Below are 20,316 nucleotides of genomic sequence, written 5' to 3'. Positions count from 1 at the left end.
TCGATGCCGCCGGGGTCAGATCAAACCTTAACGATCCAGCCCGCGGGTGCTTCGATGTCGCCCGTCTGTACACCGGTCAGCTCTTTGTAGAGCTTCTGGGTGACCGGGCCGACTTCGGTTTCGCTGTGGAACACGTGCAGGTGGTCGTTGTAGCTGATGCCGCCGATCGGAGTGATCACGGCAGCAGTACCGCAAGCGCCGGCTTCCTTGAAGTCGGACAGCTTGTCGATGAACACGTCACCTTCAACCACTTCCAGGCCCAGACGCGATTTGGCCAGCTCGATCAACGACAGACGGGTGATGCCCGGCAGTACCGACGGCGAGTTCGGCGTGACGAACTTGTTGTCGTGGGTGATCCCGAAGAAGTTGGCCGAGCCGACTTCTTCGATTTTGGTGTGGGTCATCGGGTCCAGGTAGATGCAGTCGGCGTAATGCGCCTTCTTGGCCTGGGAACCTGGCATCAGGCTGGCCGCGTAGTTGCCACCGACTTTGGCTGCACCGGTGCCTTGTGGGGCCGCGCGATCGTAGCTGGAGATCAGGAAGTTGTGCGGGGTCAGGCCACCCTTGAAGTAGGCGCCGACCGGAATGGCGAAGATCGAGAAGATGAACTCGGGCGCGGTACGCACGCCGATGTTGTCACCCACGCCGATCACGAACGGACGCAGGTACAGCGCGCCGCCGGTGCCGTAAGGCGGGATGAAACGCTCGTTGGCACGAACCACTTCTTTGCAGGCTTCGATGAACTGCTCGGTTTCCACGAACGGCATCAGCAGGCGTGCGCAGCTGCGTTGCATGCGCAGGGCGTTCTGATCCGGACGGAACAGGTTGATCGAACCGTCCTTGCAACGATAGGCCTTCATGCCTTCGAAGCATTGCTGGCCATAGTGAAGGGCAGTGGAGCCTTCGCTGATGTGCAGCACGTTGTCTTCGGTCAGGGTGCCTTTGTCCCACTCGCCATTACGCCAGTACGAGAGAAAGCGCTTGTCTGTCTTGATGTAGTCAAAACCCAACTTGTCCCAATTGATGCTTTCGTTACCCATGACACCCTCTATCACTTAACAACCGCCGAAACGGTTCAAGGCTTCTGACGTTTTTCTGGATGGGGACAACAATACTTCATTCCGGGCCCAATTCGCAGCCCGCAATTCGATCTCTGCGACCATCGACGCAACCCGATGTAGCAGCTGTCGAGCACCGCGAGGCAGCGTTCGGCGGCGTAGCCGTCGTATTCCGGCTGTCTCGGTATGCCTGTAAGCATGCGCTGGCAGGTTTTGCGACGACTTCGTCGCCGGACGCTGCCTCGCGGTGCTCGTCAGCTGCTACAGGGTTTTGCGTGTGGTTTTAGAGGTGCAGCGCGTGGCCCAACGCACGCAAAGCCGCTTCCTGCACCGCCTCGCCGAGCGTCGGATGCGCATGGATGGTGCCGGCAATGTCTTCCAGCCGCGCACCCATTTCCAGGCTCTGGCCGAACGCGGTCGACAACTCCGACACGCCAACGCCCACCGCTTGCCAGCCGACAATCACATGATTGTCACGCCGTGCCACGACACGCACGAAGCCGCTTTTGGATTCCAGTGTCATCGCCCGACCATTGGCCGCGAACGGGAAGCTGGAAACGATGCAGTCCAGACCCGCCGCCTTGACGTCGTCCGGGGTCTTGCCGACGACCACCAGTTCCGGGTCGGTAAAGCACACAGCAGCGATGGCGGTGGGGTTGAACTCGCGGGACTTGCCGCTGATCAGTTCGGCAACCATCTCGCCCTGAGCCATGGCCCGGTGCGCGAGCATCGGTTCGCCGCTCAGGTCGCCGATGGCATACACGTTGCGCATGCTGGTCTGGCAGCGGTTGTCGATCTTGATCGCCGAACCGTTCATGTCCAGATTCAGTGCTTCAAGGTTCCAACCCTGGGTGTTCGGCTTGCGACCGACAGCTACCAGCACCTGATCCGTTTCCAGGTTCAGGGTATCGCCACCCGGCTCAAGAACTTGCAGTGTATTACTAGCAGAATCAAAGCCTTGCACGCTGTGCTTCACGTAAAGCTTCACGCCAAGTTTTTTCAGTTCGTCGTGTACCGGCTGGGTCAGTTCGGCATCGTAGGCCGGCAAAATGCGCTCCTGCGCCTCGACCACGCTCACGTCAGCGCCCAGTTTGCGATAGGCAATCCCCAGCTCCAGACCGATGTAACCGCCACCGACCACGACCAGCCGTTTCGGCACGGACGTCGGCGCCAGGGCTTCGGTGGAAGAGATGATCGGCCCGCCAATCGGCAGCATCGGCAGGTTCACGCTTTTCGAACCGGTCGCCAGCACCAGGTGCTCGCACTGGATTCGCGTATCGCCCACATCAACGGTTTTGCCGTCGATCACTTTGGCCCAGCCTTGAATGACCTGGACTTTGTTCTTTTTCAACAGGGCCGCGACGCCGGTGGTCAGGCGATCGACGATGCCATCCTTCCATTCGACGCTCTTGCTGATGTCGAGGGTTGGTGCCGAAACGCTGATGCCCAGCGCCGAATGCTGGCTGTGATGCTGCGTCTGGTGGAACTGTTCAGCGACGTGAATCAACGCCTTCGACGGAATGCAGCCGATGTTCAGGCACGTACCGCCCAGTGATTCGCCTTCCACCAGAATGGTCGAGATGCCCAGCTGGCCGGCACGAATCGCCGTCACATAACCGCCAGGGCCGCCGCCGATGATCAGCAGCGTGGTGTTCAAGGTTTGCATGCATGCTCCTCTAAAATCAGTCGACGAACAGGGTGGCGGGTTGTTCGAGCAGACCACGAACGGCCTGGATGAATTGCGCCGCGTCCATGCCATCGACCACACGGTGATCGAAGGAGCTGGAGAGGTTCATCATCTTGCGAATCACGATCTGGCCTTTGACGACCATTGGGCGTTCAACGATTTTGTTGACGCCGACGATCGCCACTTCCGGCAGGTTCAGCACCGGGGTGCTGACGATACCGCCCAGCGCGCCAAGGCTGGTCAGGGTGATGCTAGAGCCGGACAGTTCATCGCGGGCAGCCTTGCCATTACGCGCGGCAGTGGCCAAACGGGAGATTTCCTGAGCGTTGTCCCACAGGCTGCGGGCTTCGGCGTGGCGCACCACCGGCACCATCAAGCCGATGTCGGCTTGCGTGGCGATGCCCACATGGACGGCGCCAAGGCGGGTGATGACCTGGGCTTCGTCGTCGTAACGGGCATTGATCTGCGGGAAGTCGCGCAGGGCGACGACCAGCGCGCGGACCAAAAATGGCAGCAAAGTCAGCTTGCCACGGGTCGCACCGTGTTTTTCGTTCAAGTGCGCGCGCAGCTCTTCCACGGCGGTCACGTCGATTTCTTCGACATAACTGAAGTGAGCGGCGCGTTGCGTGGCGTCCTGCATGCGCTGGGCAATCTTGCGGCGCATACCGATAACCGGGATCTGTTCTTCGTCGTTACGCTGGGTGTACGCACTGCCGACGCTCGATGCATTCGACTGACCCTGGGCCAGATAAGCGTCGAGGTCTTCGTGCAGCACGCGACCGGCAGGGCCGGTGCCACGGACCAGGCGCAACTGGATGCCGAGGTCCAGCGCATGTTTGCGCACGGCCGGGGAGGCCAGCGGACGTTCGTCGGCTTCGCGAGCGACCATCGGGCCTTGGCAAACGGCGGCTTTTGGCGCTGCAGCAGCGACCGGCTTGCTAGCCACCACGGCTTCAGCTTTCGGCGCCGCAACCGGTGCTTCTTTAACAGGTACAGGCTGAGCCGACTCTTTAACGTTGCCCGCGCCTTCGACTTCAATGCTGATCAGGATGCTGCCAACCGCCATGACTTCGCCCGGCTGTCCACCCAGCGCAATCACCTTGCCATGCACCGGCGAAGGGATGTCGACCATCGCCTTGTCGGTCATCACATCGGCCAGCACCTGATCTTCGACGACCATGTCGCCGACCTTGACGTGCCACACCGACAATTCAACTTCTGCAATGCCTTCACCAATGTCTGGCATTTTAATAACGTGCGTGCCCATTCAGACCTCCATAACCCGTTTCAAAGCCGCGCCCACACGGGACGGACCAGGGAAATACGCCCACTCTTGCGCGTGCGGGTAGGGAGTGTCCCAACCGGTGACGCGTTCGATCGGCGCTTCCAGGTGGTGGAAGCAATGCTCTTGCACCAGGGCGACCAGTTCGGCGCCGAAGCCACAAGTACGGGTCGCTTCGTGAACGATCACGCAGCGGCCGGTTTTCTTCACCGACTTGACGATGGTGTCCAGGTCCAGCGGCCACAGGCTGCGCAGGTCGATGACTTCTGCGTCGATCCCGGTTTCTTCTGCGGCAACTAGCGAGACGTAAACGGTGGTGCCGTAGGTCAGGATGGTCACTTCTTTGCCCGGACGGGCAATGGCGGCAACGTCCAGCGGCACGGTGTAGTAACCGTCCGGCACTTGTGCAGCCGGGTGTTTCGACCACGGGGTTACCGGGCGGTCGTGATGGCCGTCGAACGGACCGTTGTACAGGCGTTTTGGCTCGAGGAAGATCACCGGGTCATCGTTTTCGATGGATGCGATCAGCAAGCCTTTGGCATCGTAAGGGTTGGACGGCATGACCGTGCGCAAGCCGCAAACCTGAGTGAACATCGCCTCGATGCTCTGGCTATGGGTCTGGCCGCCGTAGATGCCGCCGCCGCAAGGCATGCGCAGGGTCATCGGCGCGGTGAACTCGCCGGCCGAGCGATAACGCAGGCGCGCGGCTTCGGAAATGATCTGGTCCGACGCCGGGTACACGTAATCGGCGAACTGAATCTCGGCCACCGGGCGCAGACCGTAGGCACCCATGCCCACGGCGACGCCGACGATGCCGCTTTCGGAGATCGGCGCATCGAACACCCGGGAGGTGCCGTATTTGTTCTGCAGGCCTTCGGTGCAGCGGAACACGCCGCCGAAGTAGCCAACGTCCTGGCCGAAGACCACGACGTTGTCGTCACGCTCAAGCATCACATCCATGGCCGAGCGCAGGGCCTGGATCATGGTCATGGTGGTGGTGGTCATGGCGGTTTCCGACTGAATATTGTTGTTGTGATCGTTCATGTCAGATCCCCAACTCTTGACGCTGGCGCTTCAAGTGCTCCGGCATCTCTTTATAGACGTCTTCGAACATGGTCGCGGCGCTTGGAATCTGGCCACCGGCGAGGGTGCCGTACTGCTCGGCTTCTTTTTGCGCGGCAATCACTTCGGCCTCCAGTTCGGCGCTGACGGCGACGTGTTCTTCTTCAGACCACTGACCGATTTTGATCAGGTGCTGCTTCAATCGGGCAATCGGGTCGCCCAACGGGAAGTAGCTCCAATCGTCGGCAGGACGGTACTTGGACGGATCATCGGACGTGGAGTGCGGGCCAGCGCGGTAGGTGACCCATTCGATCATGGTCGGACCGAGGTTGCGGCGGGCGCGTTCGGCGGCCCAGGCTGAAGCCGCGTAGACCGCGACGAAATCGTTGCCATCGACCCGAAGGGAGGCAATGCCACAACCGACGCCACGACCGGCGAACGTGGTGGCTTCACCACCGGCAATCGCCTGGAACGTCGAAATCGCCCACTGGTTGTTGACCACGTTGAGGATCACGGGCGCACGGTAAACGTGGGCGAAGGTGAGGGCAGTGTGGAAGTCGGATTCAGCGGTGGCGCCGTCGCCGATCCACGCCGAGGCGATTTTGGTGTCGCCCTTGATCGCCGACGCCATGCCCCAGCCCACACCCTGTACGAACTGGGTGGCGAGGTTGCCGGAAATAGTGAAGAAGCCGAAGTCTTTGACCGAGTACATGATTGGCAGCTGACGGCCCTTGAGCGGATCGCGCTCGTTGGACAGCAGTTGGCAGATCAGGTCCACCAGCGGCACGTCTCGCGCCATCAGGATGCTTTGCTGGCGGTACGTCGGGAAGCACATGTCATCGACGTTCAGCGCCAGGGCCTGGCCGCTGCCGATGGCTTCTTCGCCAAGGCTCTGCATGTAGAACGACATTTTTTTCTGACGCTGGGCGACCACCATGCGGTTGTCATAGATCCGCGTCTTGAGCATGGCGCGCATGCCTTTACGCAGGATCTCGGCGGGTACGCCTTCAGCCCATGGACCGAGGGCATTGCCCTGGTCGTCGAGCACGCGAATCAGGCCCTTGGCCAGATCAGCGGTGTCGGCCGGTTCAACGTCGATTGGGGGTTTGCGCACCGTACCAGCGTCGGTCAGACGCAGGTAGGAAAAGTCGGTTTTGCAGCCAGGACGGCCCGATGGTTCGGGAACGTGCAGTTGCAGCGGTTCGTACGCTTGGTTCATGGCTTCTACGCTCGATCTTGTGAATTTCTTGTAGTGAGCTGACCGTCATTCCACGTGTTATGGAAATCTTGTCCTACAAACATCATAGGCCCGGCGCAGAAGAATATTTATCTCTGTTTCGTTGCGTTGGAGATCATTTGAGGATAAAAAATCTGCATAAACATAAAAAACAGGTGGTTTTGTCTCATGCGCAAACTGGACCGTACCGATATCGGCATTTTGAACAGCCTTCAGGAGAACGCCCGCATCACCAACGCTGACCTCGCACGCTCGGTCAACCTGTCGCCGACGCCGTGCTTCAATCGGGTCAAGGCGATGGAGGAACTGGGGCTGATTCGCGAGCAAGTGACGCTGCTGGATGCTGACCTGCTGGGGCTGCACGTGAATGTGTTCATTCATGTGAGCCTGGAGAAACAGGTGGAGGAGGCGTTGCAGCATTTCGAGGAAGCGATTTCGGATCGCCCGGAAGTGATGGAGTGCTACTTGATGGCGGGCGACCCGGACTATCTGATCCGAGTGCTGGTGCCGACCATTCAGTCGCTGGAGCGCTTCATGATGGACTTCCTTACCAAGGTCCCCGGCGTGGCCAACATCCGCTCAAGCTTTGCGCTTAAGCAAGTGCGCTACAAGACGGCGCTGCCGTTGCCCGCGAATGGCTTAACACTAGGCAGCTAGTCCGTTCATCTGACTGCACTTTGCCATAATGCTGGCTTAGTGCTTTATTCATAAGACGCAAAAGAGAGTCAGTCGTCCTCCTCTGCAAACGCCGAATCACAGGCAAGTGTCGGTCACCGGCACGGAGGGCGGGCATATGGCTGGCTGCGTAAGCAATAGAAGTGTTCGCCCCGCGTCAGCGCAATGCTGGCGGCTTTTGCCCCGCTGGGTTGCGAGTTGTGTTCTGGGGAGTTTTCTCATTCTGGGTTTTAGTGGGCCGCCGCTGCTTGCTGCAGACGAACACCGGGTTCAGATAGATGTCGCCATCCCCAAAGATGAGTTTTTTGATCAGGCGACACCTCGCCTCAATGATGCACTTCAAGGTTCGGCTCAAATCAACACCCTGGATGTCGCCTCTGCCAGCGAAGCTATTCAGCGAGTTCAGAAGGGCGAAATCGATGTGGCCATTGTGCCGGTCGCTGTTTTGGCGGATTTCATCCCGGGATTTGGTATTTACGATTTACCATTTTCTTTCACCGATAAAAAACCCAACGCATTTTTTACCGGTTGGCAACTTAAACCAGAGCTGTCCAGCCAACTCAACGCGAAAGGATTAAGTGCGCTGGGGGGGGTTTGGTATGGCGGAACACGGGTGATCGCCAGCCAACTTCCTAGACGCTCACCTAACGATTTTGAAGGGAGCACCGTCGCTTATTCAACGAATAGTTATAAGTCGATAGATCTTTCGAACGTAGGCGCCAAAACGGTAAAGATGGCGGATGGTGAGATTGATTCGAAGTTGAAACTAGGCCAAATCGACGCGGCTGAGGTCACGTGGGACGAGGCATCGAAACTTAAACCGCCCTTTGTAACGCAAAGCAATCATCGCTTCGACGGATTGGTCGCGATTTACAAGGATGACAAGTTCACAGCGTTGACACCGCAGGAGCAAACAAATATTTCTCAGGCCATCAGTGACACGGAAAGTTATGTCACTGCCAATGTCACCGCACGGGAAACCAGAGCGAAAAACGTCATACGGTATTCTCGCGATACCGCTTCGTTGAACATCGATGAGGCCATGCGTGCGCAATGGCGTATTGCACTGAATAAGGGGCAGGAAAAGACCATCTCTAGCATCGGTCCGCAACTTGTCAGAGAAGCCAAAGCCAAAGCGCAATCATCTGAGGACTTGAAACGTGCCTCTTTGAGTTGGAATGCCTGGTTTGAATCAGATGGCGATGTGGCCTCTACGCTGGCGCTTGAAACGCCATACGATTTCGTTCTGGACTTGGGACGGGGCGATTACCCCTCTGCGCTAGCCGACGCCATCAGTAAGCAACTTCAAGAAAAAATCGATGACAGCAAAGGTGACATTCAGTTGCTGATCAAACCGGTTTTGATGGGAGGGCTACTCGAACCGTTGGAAGGTTCAGATTTTACCGCCGCCCGGATGATCATCAGTCGCAAACGCCTGGTACCCGATGCCGGCGATACGGATTACCGCCAGCAGGTTCAGAATAAACAGATCACCCTCAGTGCGATGGCGGAAAAACTCTCAGTGAGTAAACCTCTTCGATGGTCCTTGATGGCACGCAGCACTGGGTGTGCTCGAGTTGTGGTTTCGATCTGGGATGTAGCCGGTGTCAAGCCGCTGGACTATCTGGTTGTCAGTGTTCCTGTTACCGCGAAAGGTGAGGCAAGTTCGGAAAGCTGTGGCGCAGGCGTTTTCGGAGGACAACTAGTCGCCGGGTTGTCTGGGTTGCTTGAATTAGGGGATGCGCATGCGGGGAACGCGCCAGCGGATTCGGCGCTTCATTTGTTTGAGGCTGATTCGAGTGTCGGGAACCCAAGGACGGTGGCTGTTTATGTAGATCGGAAGGAGTTTGAGGCCGCTGAAAAAAACGGAAGTAACCCGCCAGTCTATGCATGGGAGCTTAAAGGCAATCTTTCGCTGTTCCTGGGGCAGCAAAGCATGCTGCCGGGCTCAATCATCGAGGCACGTGACAGGATAGGTGAGCCTCAACCTTATGCGGATGTTGTCACGCGCATGACCAATGCGCTGTTTATCGGGCGCTCTGATCGGGACAAAGAAGAGGCTGGTAAGGCGAAAAAGGCGATGCAGCAGCTATCCGCCCAGGCGTCATCACCCATCGTGCTGGTTCGCTATTTTGATAAGGTTGGGAGGATTCAATACCTGCCGCTGGCGATGCTGGGAGCCAATGCCCCAAATGCGTTGTTCAGTCACCGTGTCACTGTCGTTCAACCACTTCAGGATGCTCAAAAAGCAGCACCTGATGCATGCGTGAACAGTTGGGATTTCGCGATTCCAACCGATCTCGATGGTGCTAGCCCGGAAATGCTCAAGCTGTTGAGCCAGGAGGATTGGCGCATTCAGGGATCAAATCTCAACTGGTATCAGGACAACACCGCTCTGGTGAAATACATCAGCCCTCCTGGCGGCGCCGCGCAAACGACCAGTAACGCACTGGTGCTGCTTGCTCATCACGGAGAGGGCGATATCACCTTTTCTTCCAAAGGCCTTCCCAGCCGGGTTCTGGATACGGATGTCAACCGTCGATTCATGCCAGGAAGCGTGGCCGTTTTAGCAGCTTGTTCCACCGTAGGGGCCTCTACGGCAAGTCGTCAGTTTGTGAAACTACTGGTGGATAACGGAATGAGCGCCATCGTGGCTTCTCCCTTCCAGGTTAATACGGATTTTGGGGTTCGTCTTGCGGTTAGTTTTGTCACGGTCGCTCAAGACCTAAGAACCACTGGTGAACCGGCACGCTTCGTTGATGTGTTCAATCGCGCGCTACAGAAAACTATTGATGCTTACGGTGAGGAGTCGGGCTACGCCGACATGGCGCTGGAGTTTCAAATTATTGGCAACCATGAACTGCGCATGTGCGCCGGCCCGTCCTATTCGCAACAAGGAGTGCAATGATGAGCTATCTACGCGGAGCTGCCATTCTGGCCTTTTCCAGTTTTTTGCTGTTGACGGTCACCGACGCTCAGGCGCGATATAGTGTTTTTATCAGCGACTTACATTTCGGGTTGGGGAAGAATGCCGATCAGAAGTGGCACCCTTATGAGGATTTCAGGTGGACGCATGCACTTGAGGGGTTTCTGAAAGCTATATCCAGAGAAGGGAATGACGAAGTGGATTTGGTTATCGTCGGCGACTTCCTGGAGCTTTGGCAGTTGCCTGATGATATTCACTGTGACGGTAGTGGTGCGGGTGCCGGTTGTTCGGTCCCCGAACTGGTTGACTTGACGCGACGCATAACATTGGCACATGCCGCCGACCTCGAAGCGTTGAAGGCGTTTTCGAAACTAGGCAGCAATAAAATTCATGTTGTGCCCGGCAATCATGACGCAGCCCTTTTGGTGCCGGAAGTCTGGGCGCCGCTGGCCACAAGTCTGGATGCTCCGAGCGGTCGCGTCATTTTGGTAACCGAAGGGATCTGGAGATCCGATGACAAGCGTATTGTCGCGGAACACGGGCAACAGATCGGCAAGGATGTGAACGCATTTGACCAATGGCCCAAAGTCACCACTGTGGGTGGCAATGGCAAAGAACTGATGATCCGCCCCTGGGGAGAACGTTTCGTTCAGAAACTGTTTAATGAGCAGGAAAAACAATATCCGGTGATTGACAACCTCAATCCTGAAACCGCCGGTGCCCGGTATCGCATGGGTGATCGGGGATTGTGGGGAAGTGCGGCCGATGTGGGGCGTTTCATAGCTTTTAATATTTTCGAAACGACCCCAGCACAAAAAATGTCGCTTCTGGCAACGGATGAAAAACCAGAAAAACCCTTCAGTATCAAAGCCGCTAAAAAATCAGGGTATCGCCTATTTACCAATGGGCTTCCAGAGACAGATGAGTTCAGGGAGTTAATTGAGGCAAACGATGCGTCGGGACAGGCACTGCGAAAAGAATTGGATGAAATGGTACAAAAGATGCCAGACGAAGAGCTGGAGATGCTTTGCAAGAATACGATGCTGGTTAACAAAGTAAATCTCTGTCACGGCGAACTGAATGCGTTGGTTGCAGGATTATTGGTCCCCAAGAAAACTATTTTCAAGAATCACCTAAACCAGCGTCGTCAACAGTTAGGGGACTTCAGGCTGTTTGTCTATGGGCACACCCATCGCGGGGAAAAGAATTGGGATGTCGCCGTGCAGAATGACAAAACCATCACCGTGGTAAACACGGGCGCATTCCAGCGTCTGGTCGATGACAGAGCCTTCCAGGCAATAGCAGACGCTAAACACATCACAACTGTTCAGGCTCTGCGTCAATTGAATCCAGAGGATTTGAAGCCGTGTTACTCCGCTGTAGTTGTGCCACCGGGTGATCCGCGTAAAACCGCCAAACTACAACTTTGGCAGATGTCGGAGTCAGGCAGTGGCGGTTTCACTATTCCTGGCGTCAAAGAATGTTTATGACAAGCGATGTCCCGGTAACGGTCTTAGCTCGCGGAGCTACAACTTGTTGATCGGGATTTTCAGGTAGGTCACGCCATTATCTTCCGCCGGCGGCAAATTCCCCGCCCGCACATTCACCTGAATCGCCGGCAGCAACAGCGTCGGCATACCCAACCCGGCATCACGCTGGGTGCGCATGGCGACGAATGCTGCTTCATCGATACCGTCATGGATATGGATATTGCTTTTACGCTGCTCGCCCACCGTGGTCATGCATCGGGATTCGCGGCCTTCGGGTGGGTAGTCGTGGCAGACGTAGAGCCGAACGCTGGCGGGGAAGGCCAGCAGTTTGTGAATCGAGGCGAACATCTGGTTGGCGTTGCCGCCGGGGAAGTCGCAACGGGCAGTGCCCACGTCCGGCATGAACAAGGTATCGCCCGCCAGGATCACATCACCGTCGATCAAGTAAGCCATGTCCGCCGGGGTGTGGCCGGGCACATGCAGGGCCGTGGCCTTGAGGTTGCCGATCTTGAACGACTCGTCCGGCGCGAACAGATGGCCGAATTGCGAACCGTCGCTGCGAAACTCCGGCTCAAGGTTGAACAGGGTCTTGAACACGCCCTGAACCTTGCTGATCGACTGGCCGATGGCGATTTTGCCCCCCAGCTCCCGACGCAGATACGGTGCGGCGGACAGGTGATCGGCATGGGCGTGGGTTTCCAGCAGCCATTGCACGTGCAGCTGTCGGTCGCGAACGAAGGCGATGATTTTATCCGCCTGGGTGGTGGCGGTGCGTCCGGCGGCGGGGTCGTAGTCGAGCACCGGGTCGACGATGGCGCATTGACCGCCATTGCCTTCGTAGATCACGTAGCTGTAGGTCGACGAGGCAGGGTCTAGAAAAGCTTCAATCAAGGCAGGCATGGTGGCCGTTTTCTTTCAGGACAAGCCATGAGGGTAGTTTCATTTTCCCTGCGCTGACCAGCCCTGCGTTAATTCATGAAGGAAAAAATCCTCACGGGCTCTATCCTGTCACTCATCGATACCGGGCGTTCCCGGCTTTTTTTCGCGGATCACGAGCGTTTTATGTTGTTGGCGAGTTTTTTTGGTGTGGTGATGGGCCTGGTCCTTGGATTGACCGGGGCCGGTGGCGGCATTCTTGCGGTGCCGGCCCTGGTGCTGGGGCTGGGTTTGACCATGACCCAGGCCGCGCCGGTGGCATTGTTCGCGGTGGGCAGTGCGGCGGCGGTCGGGGTCATTGATGGTTTGCGCCATGGCCTGGTGCGCTATCGCGCGGCGTTGCTGATCGCACTGCTGGGGGCGATTTTTTCACCGGTCGGGATCTACTTCGCCCATCAGTTGCCGGAAAAAATCCTGATGATCCTGTTCAGTCTGCTGATGGTCATGGTGGCCTGGCGGATGTTGCGTCGTGAACGCCAGGAAGAAGGGCCGAGCGACCACGGCCATGCCAACTGGGGCCAGAAAAACTGCATGCTCGATCAGCAGACCGGACGTTTTTCCTGGACCGCCAAGTGCACTGCGACCCTCGCGGCACTCGGCGCGGTGACCGGCGTGGTGTCGGGTTTGCTCGGCGTCGGCGGCGGCTTTCTGATCGTGCCTGCGTTCAAGCAACTGACCGATGTGCAGATGCGCGGCATCGTCGCCACATCGTTGATGGTGATCAGCCTGATCTCGGCCATCGGGGTGATCGGCGCGTTTCATGCCGGGGTCAGGATTGACGCATTGGGCGTTGCGTTCATTGTCGCCAGCATCGTCGGCATGATCGTTGGCCGACACCTGTGCGCACGCGTTCCGGCCCGTGCCCTGCAAGTCGGCTTCGCCAGCGTCTGTGTGATGGTCGCCGCTTACATGCTGTTCAGGGCGGGCGTCTAGGAAGTACCGGTTCCTGTGGCCGCCAGTCTGCCGGGCAGGCGTACATCCTAAGTTCCGGGTCTTGGCGCGACCCGGTCTTACACCGAATTTGCCGCGCATCACCCGCCAACCCAAAGCACTTCAAAACCGCCCCCAAGGCAGCGTATGCCGCCGCCGGTCACCTTTCGATAATCGCCTCCGACATCCAGTCCCCCGCTGCGGAGCGCGTCATGCACAACAATAAGAATTTCAAGCATCGTTACTTGCCTGCCTTCATCGCCAGCCTGTCGACCCTCGGTTTGAGCTCAATGGCCGAGGCCGAGATCGTGCTGTACGACAAGGACCAGACCACGTTCTCAACCGACGGCTACATCAACGCCTTCTACGTGAACAGCGATGTCGACCGTGCCGGCGATCAATACGACCGGCGTCAGGCGCGGGTGAAAATGGGCTATCTGCCCAACTACCTGGGTTTCAACATGGGCAAACAGATCGATGACCTCAAGCTCGGTGCCAGGGCCTCCTTCTGGGTGACCATCAACGACAGCCAGACCAACGGCACCGACACCGCCATCGACGTGCGACAGTTCTACGGCACCGTGGCCAATCCGGAATGGGGCGAAGTGCTGATCGGCAAGGACTTCGGCCTGTTCGCTCGCTCCAACATTCTGCTCGATGAAATGCTCGCCGGTTACGGCCAGGTCAGCGATACCCTGGGCCTCGTGGACGGTGGCGGGGTGTCGTTCGGCAATATCGGCACGGGTTATCCGTATCCGTTCCCGACCTCGCAGATCACCTATCGCACCCCGGTGATGGAGGGTTTGCGCGTGGCCGTGGGGATTCTCGACCCGGTCGACACCAACGACAGCAGCCCATTGGGCAAGGCCTATCAGGAGAACCCGCGTACCGAGAGCGAAGTCACCTATCAGTTCGATGTGGGTGGGGCGAAGATTTACAGCTGGGTCAACGGCAGCTACCAGACCTCGGACAATACCGACTCCACCGTGCAGTCCGTCACTTCCAAAGGCGTCGGCTACGGTGTGCAGGCGAAGATGGGTGGGCTGTCGCTGACCGGTTCCGGTTTCCAGGCCAAGGGCATCAACCCGTTCTTCACTAACAACGCCGGCGAACCGACCCTGCGCAACGTCGACAGCGACGGTTACTTGCTGCAGGGCTCCTACAAGCTGGGCAAAAACCGTTTGGCCTTGTCGTACGGCAAGACCAATGACGACGGTAACGGTGTAGTCGGCAGCGGTGCGGATTACGAGACGCGCGGCATTGCGCTGTTCCATGACGTCAATGACAACCTCAAGCTTGTGGCCGAGTACAACCAGTTCGAAATCAACGGCCACGACACCAGCGCCCAGAATGAAGATACCGACACGTTTGCGGTGGGGGCGGTGTTGAACTGGTGACAACAGGTTTGGCACAACGCAAATCCTGTAGGAGCGAGGCTTGCCCGCGAAGAGGTCGTCACATTCAACATTAATGTCGACTGACACACCGCTTTCGCGGGCAAGCCTCGCTCCTACAAGGGATTGACGGTGTTTGGCTGATCTCTCATCCCATCGAAGCGCCTGACCGCTACCCAAGTAGCATACGTCGCCGCCCGCAAGCTTCGTACACTCGTGCCTCATACACGCGCACCTGCGGGGGGCGACCATGCAGCAGGTCCAGAGTGAAGGGGTGGTCAGTGGCATGTCACAGGCCACCGATGCCCAACAAGTGGCTCAGGAGCTCGCGCGTCAGCTATTGCACCCGCATTTGGGCTTCGTGCTGTTCTTCTGTTCCGCCGAGTACGACTTGCAGGCGCTGGGCCAGGCCCTGCAACAAAGCTTCGGCGGGATTCGCCTGGTGGGTTGCACCAGCGCCGGGGAAATCACCCCGTTGGGCTACGGTCGCAACTGCGTGACGGCGGTCGGTTTCGATCATCGGCATTTTTCCATCGACGCCGAACTGATCTGCGAGATGGAGCGCTTCAGCCTGATCGACGCCCAGCAAATGGTCGAGCGCCTGGTCAGTGGCTGTCGCAGCAATACCCTGGCGCCGATCAAAGGCAACAGCTTTGCCCTGACCTTGCTCGATGGTCTGTCCAGCCGTGAAGAAATGGTCCTCGCCGCCTTGAGCGCAGCGTTGGGCGACATCCCGCATTTCGGCGGTTCGGCCGGCGACGACAATTACCTGACCCACACCCACGTCTATTTTGGCGGCGAATTTCACAGCGGCGCGGCGGTGGTGGTGCTGGTCAATACCTGGCTGGATTTCGAGGTGTTCACCACTCACCACATCTTGCCGAGGGCCGAGAAACTGGTGGTCACCGGGGCCGACAGCGCCTCGCGCCGGGTCTTTGAACTGAATGCCGAGCCGGCTGCCGAGGAGTACGCCCGACACATCGGCGTACCGGTGGCCGAGCTCGATCACCGGGTCTTCGCCGCGCACCCGTTGGCCGTGCGGATCAACGATCAGTATTACGTGCGGGCAATCCAGCAGGTGCATCCGGACCTGAGCCTGAGTTTTTACTGTGCGGTGGAAAACGGCATCGTCCTCACCGTCATGACCCCCGGCCCGATGCTGCCGAACCTGCAAACCTTGTTTGAAGGCTTGCAGGAGCGTCTTGGCGACCTGTTGCTGACCATCGGCTGCGACTGCTTTCTCAGGCGTCTGGAACTGGAAGACGGCGGCAGCCTGGAGCAGATCGGAACGTTTTTGCGCGACCAACGGGTGATGGGTTTCAACACCTACGGAGAACAGTTCAATGGCATGCACATCAACCAGACCTTCACCGGGGTTGCCATTGCCCGAGGCCGGTCCCCTGGACATCGTTGAACTCCAGGCACAGCTCGCCAGCCTGCGCCACGACAATCAAAAGCTGCAGCGCATCAATGGCGCGCTGATCGAGCGGATCGAATCCGGCATTACTCGCGGCAACGACCCGTACGCGGCTTTCCAGCATTCGGTGGTGCTGGCCGAACAGGTCCGTGAGCGCACCGATGCCTTGAACCAGGCCATGGCCGAACTCAAGTCGGGCAATCACCTGCTCAGCGAAGCGCGTCTGCGGGCGGAAACGGCCCACCAACATTTGATCGATGCCATCGAGAGCATTTCCGACGCCTTTGTGCTGTTCGATGCCGACCAGCGCATCGTCTTGTTCAACAGCCGTTTCAAGGCGTTCTGGAGCAACAGCCGGGTGCGCATCAATGCGGGCATGCGCCTGGCCGAGGTCAAGCGCCTGATGTCCGCCACCGGGCTGTTCACCCAAGAACCCCGTGGGCATGCCGACGAAAACCTGTTCTATCGCCTGCAGAATGGCCGCTGGTTGCAAGTCAGCGAACGGCCCACCCAGGAAGGTGGGCGAGTGATCCTGTTCACCGACATTACCGACGTCAAACTCAGCGAAACCGTGCGCCGCGAGCAAGCGGTGGCGCAGAAATCGCACTTGCTGCAACGGGCGGTCGACAACCTTTCCCAAGGCGTGGCGATGGTCAATGCCGAAGGCATTCTGGAACTGTGGAACCGGCGTTTCCTCGAACTCAGCGGGCTGGCCCCGGTGGCGGCTCATCGGCCGTTTGCCGAAGTGATCGCCGACAGCGAGTTGAACCTGCTGACCCCGGCCAGTCGCGATGCCAACGGGCGGCACGTGCAGGAATCAGAGCAGCGCCTCTACGATGGCCGTGTGCTGGAAATCCGCACCCATCCGTTGCCCACCGGCGGCTTCGTCAACACGTTCACTGACATCACCGAACGTTATCAGCATGCCGAAGCGTTGAGCGAAAGCGAGCGCTGGATTCGCCTGATCACTGACCATGTGCCGGCGCTGATTGCCTACCTCAATGCCGATCTGGTCTACGAGTTCACCAACAAGGTCTACGAAGAATGGTACTGCTGGCCGCGCGGCGTGATGCTCGGGCAGAGCCTGCGCGAAGTTCACAGCCAGCAGCATTACCAACGCCTCGAAGCCTATGTGGCCCGGGCCCTGGCCGGTGAGAGCGTGACGTTCGAGTTCGCCGAAACCAACATCAACAATCAGGAGCGCTACATGCTGCGCTCCTACGTGCCCAATCGCCTGGCCACCGGGGAAGTGGTGGGGATTTTCGTGTTGATTCGCGACATCACCGAGCGCCGGCGCACGGCCGAGGCGCTGCACCAGGCTTATCAGAATCTCGAGTTGCGGGTGCGCGAACGCACGACCGAACTGACCACCCTCAATGACCAACTGCTGCGCGAAATCGACGAGCGTCGGCGCGTCGAATCGCGCTTGCGCGAAGCCAAGCTCGAGGCCGAGCAGGCCAACCTGTCGAAAACCAAGTTCCTCGCCGCCGTGAGTCACGATTTGCTGCAACCGCTGAACGCTGCGCGACTGTTTACCAGTGCTCTGCTGGAACGCCGGGAGCCAGTAGCCAATGCGATTTTGGTACGCAATGTCAGCAATTCACTGGAAGACGTGGAAAACCTGCTGGGTACGCTGGTGGACATTTCCAAGCTGGATGCCGGGGTAATCAAGGCTGACATTGCACCGTTCGCCCTGAGCGAACTGCTGGAAAACCTCGCGGCTGAATACACCCAGGTCGCCCGCAGTGAAGGGCTTGAGCTGCATTTCATCCCGTGTTCGGCGTTGGTGCGCAGCGACATCCAGTTGCTCGCGCGGATCCTGCGCAATCTGCTGAGCAACGCCATTCGCTACACCTACAGCGGTCGTGTGATGCTTGGGTGTCGGCGTCATCATCAGCGATTGACGATCGAGGTCTGGGACAGCGGCATGGGCATTGCCGAAAATCGGCTGGAAGAGATTTTTCAGGAGTTCAAGCGCGGCGATGTGCAGCGTCCGGATCAGGATCGCGGGTTGGGGCTGGGGCTGGCGATTGTCGAGAAAATCGCCGGGATTCTCGGTCACCGGATTCACGTGCGTTCGTGGCCGGGCAAGGGCTCGATGTTTTCCGTCGAAGTGCCGTTGAGCGCCACCGCCCCCAAGGCTCAACCGGCGCTGCTGATGAGTGAGCCGATGCTGGAACGTCTGCGCGGGGCGCGGGTGTGGGTGCTGGATAACGACGCGGCGATTTGCGCCGGTATGCGCACGCTGCTTGAAGGGTGGGGGTGTCGGGTGGTCACGGCGCTGTCGGAGCAGGACCTGGCGCGGCAGGTGGACAACTATCATGAAGAGGCCGACTTGCTGATCGCCGACTATCACCTGGATGACGACCAGAACGGCGTCGATGCCGTGGCCCGGATCAACGCCCGTCGCGGTTCAGCGATCCCGGCGATGATGATTACCGCCAATTACAGCAATGAGCTCAAGCAGCAGATTCGTGAGCTGGGGCATACCCTGATGCACAAACCGGTGCGGCCGATGAAGCTCAAGACGGCGATGAGTCATTTGCTTGGCCCATCCCGGTAGTTACGCCGGAAACCAGTCCCGTGGCGAGTGGGCTTTCTGTGGCGAGGGAGCTTGCTCCCGTTCGGCTGCGAAGCAGTCGTAAATCAGGCAACTCGGTTTATCTGAAGTTTGAAGGGGGCCGCTTCGCGACCCAACGGGAGCAAGCTCCCTCGCCACAGTATCAGGGAAACTCCAGCATTCAGCGCCGCAGATAAGACCCGAAATCGATATCCCCGGCACTCAGAATCGCCTGCACCCGGTTGTGCACGTTGAGTTTGCGCAAAATCGCCGAGACATGCGCCTTGACCGTGGTTTCGGCGATTTCCAGGGTGTAGGCGATCTGTTTGTTCGACTCACCCTTGGTCATGCGTTCGAGCACCAGCAACTGCTTGCGGGTCAAGGCCTGGAGCAGTTCCGGCGGGAAGCTCGGGTTGTCATTCATGCGTCGGTGGGTGCCGCATTTTTGCGTGCGGATGATGTCCGGCGGCAGGTACACATTGCCATTGAGAATTTGCTGGATAGCCTCGGTCATCTGCACCCTTGGCGAGGATTTGGTGATGAAACCCACCGCACCATAAGTGATGGCTTGCAGCACGATCTGTTTGTCCTGCTCAGCCGAGACGATCACCACCGGAATGGTCGGCGCCTCGTTGCGCAGGTTGATCAGGCCGTTGAGGCCGTGCATGCCTGGCATGTTCAGGTCGAGCAGGATCAGGTCCAGGTCGTCATGTTCCTGAGTCAGTAGCAGGGCGCTGTCGAGGTCGGCGGTTTCCATCACCTCGCTGCCCGGGAATCCGTCGCTGATGACGTTATGGATGGCTTCGCGAAACAGCGGGTGATCGTCGGCAATCAGAATTTTGTACATAGCCTTTCACCTCATTATTTTCATTATGGTGTGGCAACAACACATACGCGTAAAGGTCAGGGGAAGGGCTCGGGCCGGGCTGGTTCAACGGGCAGGTTCGCGGCTTGCCAGGCGTCCAGGCCGTCGCGATACCAATACAGTGTTTTATAGCCCATGGCAGCGGCGCGTTTGACGGCGTTCCAGCTCAGCCAGCAGTCGGAGCGGCAGTAGAAGACCAGCGGTTGCGCGAGGTCGCCTGCGGTCAATGTGTTCAGGTTACGCGCAAAATAGCCCTGCCAGTCAGGTGTCAGGTCGCCGTCGCCGGTATTGGCCAGCCAGTGGCTGCCGGGCAGGTTTTCGTGGGGCTGGTCTTCGATGAACCGTCCTTGCAGCCATTGGCGGCGGTAGACGTCGATCAGCACCGGGCGCGGCGTTTGGGTGAGCAGGGTTTGCAGGGCGGCGGTGTCGACGATGGCCGCGCCTTGAAGCTGATTCGGGGTCGGGCTGCGGTAGAGGCCGATGCGGTAGCCGTCGGCGGAGAACAGCGGCGTATCGGCGTGCGCGACGCTCAGCAACAGGCTCAGCGACAGCGCAGCGAGAGAAGGGCGCAACAGACGACGTTGGGCACGCGGCATGGGGTTCAATCCTTATAGTTATGAACCCATTACATGCCAGTCTCGGTGCATTGGGAATGCGACGATAGACAGGGAAACCAGTACTAAAGTAGTAATTTCCCCCCTATTCAACACAAATCCCCTGTAGGAGCGAGCCTGCTCGCGAAAGCGGACTATCAGTCAACATTGATGTTGAATGTTCGATCGCCATCGCGAGCAGGC

The 20,316-nt window shown here is 58.5% G+C and carries 15 protein-coding genes; 7 read left to right on the top strand and 8 right to left on the bottom strand.

Annotated elements, in window-relative coordinates; translation table 11 throughout:
- Positions 1-20: 20 nt before the first annotated feature.
- The 5 genes from ACYZTY_RS15530 to ACYZTY_RS15510 form a co-directional block, all read right to left on the bottom strand.
- A complete protein-coding gene (locus tag ACYZTY_RS15530; protein WP_461954439.1) occupies positions 21-1,040 on the bottom strand; it encodes a branched-chain amino acid aminotransferase in 1,020 nt (339 codons plus the stop codon).
- A 301-nt stretch (positions 1,041-1,341) separates the two neighbouring features.
- Complete coding sequence (gene lpdA / locus ACYZTY_RS15525; protein WP_461954438.1) at positions 1,342-2,724, bottom strand: dihydrolipoyl dehydrogenase; 1,383 nt, start codon at positions 2,722-2,724, stop codon at positions 1,342-1,344.
- Positions 2,725-2,740: 16 nt separating this feature from the next.
- Complete coding sequence (locus ACYZTY_RS15520) at positions 2,741-4,012, bottom strand: dihydrolipoamide acetyltransferase family protein (RefSeq protein WP_461954437.1); 1,272 nt, start codon at positions 4,010-4,012, stop codon at positions 2,741-2,743.
- Positions 4,013-5,071, bottom strand: a complete 1,059-nt coding sequence (locus ACYZTY_RS15515; protein WP_461954436.1) for an alpha-ketoacid dehydrogenase subunit beta — start codon at positions 5,069-5,071, stop codon at positions 4,013-4,015. It lies immediately after the preceding gene.
- A gap of 1 nt (position 5,072) precedes the next feature.
- Complete coding sequence (locus tag ACYZTY_RS15510) at positions 5,073-6,308, bottom strand: thiamine pyrophosphate-dependent enzyme (protein WP_461954435.1); 1,236 nt, start codon at positions 6,306-6,308, stop codon at positions 5,073-5,075.
- Between the two features lie 186 nt (positions 6,309-6,494).
- Between ACYZTY_RS15510 and bkdR the strand changes: the two genes are divergently transcribed.
- From bkdR to ACYZTY_RS15495, 3 genes are all read left to right on the top strand, one after another.
- Positions 6,495-6,983, top strand: coding sequence for a Bkd operon transcriptional regulator BkdR (gene bkdR, locus ACYZTY_RS15505; protein WP_016985245.1), 489 nt, complete (start codon positions 6,495-6,497; stop codon positions 6,981-6,983).
- A 136-nt stretch (positions 6,984-7,119) separates the two neighbouring features.
- Positions 7,120-9,909, top strand: coding sequence for a TRAP transporter substrate-binding protein (locus tag ACYZTY_RS15500; protein WP_461954434.1), 2,790 nt, complete (start codon positions 7,120-7,122; stop codon positions 9,907-9,909).
- Positions 9,909-11,417 carry a metallophosphoesterase gene (locus ACYZTY_RS15495; RefSeq protein ID WP_461954433.1) on the top strand — a complete coding sequence of 503 codons (1,509 nt, stop codon included), beginning with the start codon at positions 9,909-9,911 and terminating at the stop codon, positions 11,415-11,417. Before ACYZTY_RS15500 ends, ACYZTY_RS15495 begins: the two co-directional genes overlap by 1 nt.
- Positions 11,418-11,453: 36 nt before the next feature.
- Here the strand turns inward: ACYZTY_RS15495 and ACYZTY_RS15490 are convergent, their stop codons facing one another.
- On the bottom strand, positions 11,454-12,317 hold the full coding sequence (locus ACYZTY_RS15490) for an MBL fold metallo-hydrolase (protein WP_461954432.1): 864 nt from the start codon (positions 12,315-12,317) through the stop codon (positions 11,454-11,456).
- Positions 12,318-12,479: 162 nt separating this feature from the next.
- Here ACYZTY_RS15490 and ACYZTY_RS15485 point away from each other — a divergent pair, with 162 nt between their 5' ends.
- The 4 genes from ACYZTY_RS15485 to nahK all read left to right on the top strand — a co-directional run bounded on the left by ACYZTY_RS15485 (position 12,480) and on the right by nahK (position 18,657).
- Positions 12,480-13,286, top strand: a complete 807-nt coding sequence (locus ACYZTY_RS15485; protein WP_461954431.1) for a sulfite exporter TauE/SafE family protein — start codon at positions 12,480-12,482, stop codon at positions 13,284-13,286.
- A gap of 209 nt (positions 13,287-13,495) precedes the next feature.
- On the top strand, positions 13,496-14,680 hold the full coding sequence (locus ACYZTY_RS15480) for a porin (RefSeq protein ID WP_461954430.1): 1,185 nt from the start codon (positions 13,496-13,498) through the stop codon (positions 14,678-14,680).
- A gap of 247 nt (positions 14,681-14,927) precedes the next feature.
- Positions 14,928-16,091, top strand: a complete 1,164-nt coding sequence (gene nosP / locus ACYZTY_RS15475) for a nitric oxide-sensing protein NosP (RefSeq protein WP_461954429.1) — start codon at positions 14,928-14,930, stop codon at positions 16,089-16,091.
- The gene (gene nahK, locus ACYZTY_RS15470; protein ID WP_461959329.1) at positions 16,060-18,657 is read left to right on the top strand and encodes a hybrid sensor histidine kinase/response regulator NahK/ErcS'; all 2,598 of its coding nucleotides are present in this window, start codon (positions 16,060-16,062) and stop codon (positions 18,655-18,657) included. The genes nosP and nahK overlap by 32 nt, the downstream gene beginning before the upstream one ends.
- A 178-nt stretch (positions 18,658-18,835) precedes the next feature.
- Here nahK and ACYZTY_RS15465 read toward each other — a convergent pair whose 3' ends face one another.
- Entirely contained in the window at positions 18,836-19,501 is a 666-nt protein-coding gene (locus ACYZTY_RS15465; RefSeq protein WP_094471953.1) for a response regulator transcription factor, read from the bottom strand.
- Between the two features lie 56 nt (positions 19,502-19,557).
- Entirely contained in the window at positions 19,558-20,115 is a 558-nt protein-coding gene (locus ACYZTY_RS15460) for a PQQ-dependent catabolism-associated CXXCW motif protein (protein ID WP_461954428.1), read from the bottom strand.
- Positions 20,116-20,316 lie beyond the last annotated feature (201 nt).

It is taken from the genome of Pseudomonas sp. LB1P83, from assembly GCF_054897885.1.
Note: the sequence above shows the minus strand (reverse complement) of the source record. Positions and strands in the feature narration are given on the sequence as shown.